The organism is Phocaeicola sp. ICN-14070, from assembly GCF_037892625.1.
In the GTDB taxonomy this organism is placed as follows: domain Bacteria; phylum Bacteroidota; class Bacteroidia; order Bacteroidales; family Bacteroidaceae; genus Phocaeicola; species Phocaeicola plebeius.
The window spans coordinates 1-3,107 of the sequence record NZ_JBBKBF010000128.1 but is presented as its reverse complement, the minus strand read 5'-3'; the positions used below and the strand labels follow the sequence as shown (position 1 = coordinate 3,107).

1 protein-coding gene is annotated in these 3,107 nt (G+C 61.5%); it reads left to right on the top strand.

Annotation, left to right across the window (positions count from 1 at the left end):
• Window positions 1-3,107 (top strand): DUF6531 domain-containing protein (locus WKT20_RS17775; protein WP_340417834.1); only part of this gene is annotated, 3,107 nt, incomplete at both ends.

Sequence of the window (3,107 nt, the reverse complement as noted above, 5' to 3'; positions counted from 1 at the left end):
TCGGACACCGGTGGCATGATTATCCCCCTGGCGCATATCCCGCTTGCCGGGCCTTTCGCCATGGCCTCCATGATTGGCCACGAGAGCATGAACTTCTTCGCCTCGCAGACCGTGTTCTGCGACGGCAGCCGCATGAGTCCGAAAGGTCACATGGTGATGACGTGCAACGACGTGGGCATACCGCTGTCTGCATCATTCAGTAAAAAAGGGAAAAAGACCAAACTTATACCGAGCCTTTTCGCCCCGACCTCCTTTTCCCTTCCTGTTCCCACAGGCAAGCCCGTCATGGTAGGCGGTCCCTATGTCCCCGACTGGGGCGGAATGCTGACGGGACTTGCGACGAGCATAGGGTTCAGTTCCCTGATGAAATGCGCACGGAACAAGATAAGAAAATTCAACCTGAAAAGACAAATAACCAAAGGGCCTAACAAGCTAAGTCGATTCTTGTGTAAATTAGGCTTCGAGCCTGTGAACCTTGTCAACGGCGGAGTGGTTTACGAGGGCACGGACTTCGGCTTCCCGTCACCGCTTCCGCTGGAATGGAGCCGGGCATGGTACTCCGATTCGGAGTACGAGGGCTGGCTGGGTCATGGCGTACACTGCTGCTATGACCGCACGGTGGAAAGTTTCGAGGACGAGGGCGTGACGATGCTCCGCATGGAGGACGGCCGTGCCGTCGCTTTCCCGCCGATAGCACCGGGCGGCGAGTTCTACATGCGCACGGAGCGCGTGACGCTGCGCCGCACCGAAAAAGGCTACGAGGCATACAGCCATGACAGCCTGCTCACATACCGCTTCGATATGCGGGATGGCGGCGCATGGCGCATGACACGCATAGAAAACCCCGACGGGCTTCACATACAGCTCCGTTTCAGCAACGGCAGGTTCTCCGGACTGAGCGACCCTGCCGGACGCACGGTACGCGCCGCCACCGACACGAACGGACGCGTCACGAGCCTCTCGTTCGTCACCGACAAGGGAGAAGAGCGTCTGGTGTCGTACACCTACGACGGGTCCGGCAACATGACGGGCATCACCGACGCCATGGACAAGACCACGGAGATGTCGTATAGCGGCCACCTGATGACGGAGAAGACTGACCGCAACGGCGACACCTACCGCTGGGAATACGACAGCAAGGGACGGTGCGTCCATACCTACGGCACGGACGGCATGATGGAGGGGCGTATCGAGTACCACCCGTCCGAAGGCTACAACCTCGTGACCGACTCCACGGGCGGCACGACCACCTACCGATATACACCCGACCAGCTTGTGACCTCCGAGATCGACCCGCTCGGCAACGAGACGCGCCACAGCTACACGGACTTCATGGAGCCTTACCGCACCATCGACCCCGAGGGCGGCGTCACGGGCTACAGCTACGACAATGACGGCAACCTCACCGGTGTCACGTACCCCGACGGCAGCGGCGAGATGTACATATACGACGACAAGGGACGGCTGAGCATCCACGTGGACCGTGAGGGCAACAAGACCGTCCGCCTGTACGACACGGAACGTCCGCACCTTGTCAGCCGCTTCATAGACCGTGAAGGCGGCGTCACGGAGTTCACCTACGACAGCCACGGCCAGCCCGTGGGCGTCGGCAAGGGAGACCGCCGCTCCGAACTGTCCTACGACGGCTCGCTGAACCTCGTGTCATGGCACGAGGACGGAAGGCTGCTCGGCGGCTGGAAGCATGATGTCAGGGGCAGGCTCATCGAGCGAAGCTCTCCCGGCAGCCGCACGGAGTTCTACGTGTATGACGCCCTGGACCGCCTGCGGCGCATAGACGCCCGTGACGGTAACGTCATACACCTCGGCTACGACAGCTACGACAGCATCACGGAGGCGCGTGACGCGCGACGCCATGTCCGCATGGGCTACAACTCCGTGGGGAGCATGACATGGCGCGAGGAAGGCGGGAACAGGGTGAGCTTCCGCTACGACGGGATGGACCGCTTGCGCGAGGTGGTCAACGAGGCCGGTGCCGGGTATGTCTTCAGGCGTGACCTTGCGGGCAACATATCGTCGGAAAAGGACTACGGCGGCATAGAGCGCATATACCACAGGGACGGTTGCGGACGTGTGACACGCATAGTTCGTCCCGGAGGGCGCAGCACCGCCTACACATACGACACCATGGGACGCGTGCTCACAGCCGAGTACCACGACGGCACGAAAGAGGAATACGGCTACGACAGGAACGGGCTGATGGCCACCGCCGACAACGGCGAGGCGCGCATGGTGTTCGAACGCGACCCGATGGGGCGTGTGACAAAGGAGACGATGGGGCTTCCCGGAGGCGACAAGTTCATGGGTGTCATGTCGGTGAAGTCGGAATACAACGCATACGGCGAGCGCATCCGTGTGGGAAGCTCACTGGGAGCCGACACGGAACTGTCATACGACAGGCTCGGGCTTGTCAGCGGGATAAGGGCCACCGTCGGGAAACCGGAAGCGGATGATGCGTCCGCATACGGCGACGCCGGAGGGGACGTCCGGCCATGGGAAAGCACCATAGGCAGGGACAACGCCGGGCGTGAGGTGGAGCGTTTCGCAACAGGAGGGATAAGGATCACCACGGACTACAACGACATGGGGCTTGTCCGCTCGCGCCACGTGCGTTCGGGCAACCGCCACACGGGTTGGAGAAGCTACCGCTGGGACGTGGGCGCGAGGCTGATGTCGATGCGCGGCAACCTGTCACCGGAGCCGGTCATCTTCGACTACGACTCGATGTGCAACCTCGTCAGGGGCGACTACTCCATGTATGAGAGCGTCTTCCGCACCCCCGACAAGGTGGGCAACCTGTACCGTGAGGACGGATGCAAGGGGCGCGAGTATGACCGTGGCGGACGTCTGCTGTGGGACGGCGAGTACCATTACCGCTATGACTGCGAGGGCAATCTCGTACACAAGAGCCGCAGGGATGTGTCCGTTCCGGAAAACAACGGGCATACCGGAAAGAAAGGATGGCTCGGTATGCTGTTCTCTGCGGATGATGCCGACAACAAGGACAACAGCCGTGAGACTGACCCGTTCGCCGGCTGGCAGCCGGGAGACACCTGCTACGAGTGGCAGGCCAACGGTATGCTTGCCGG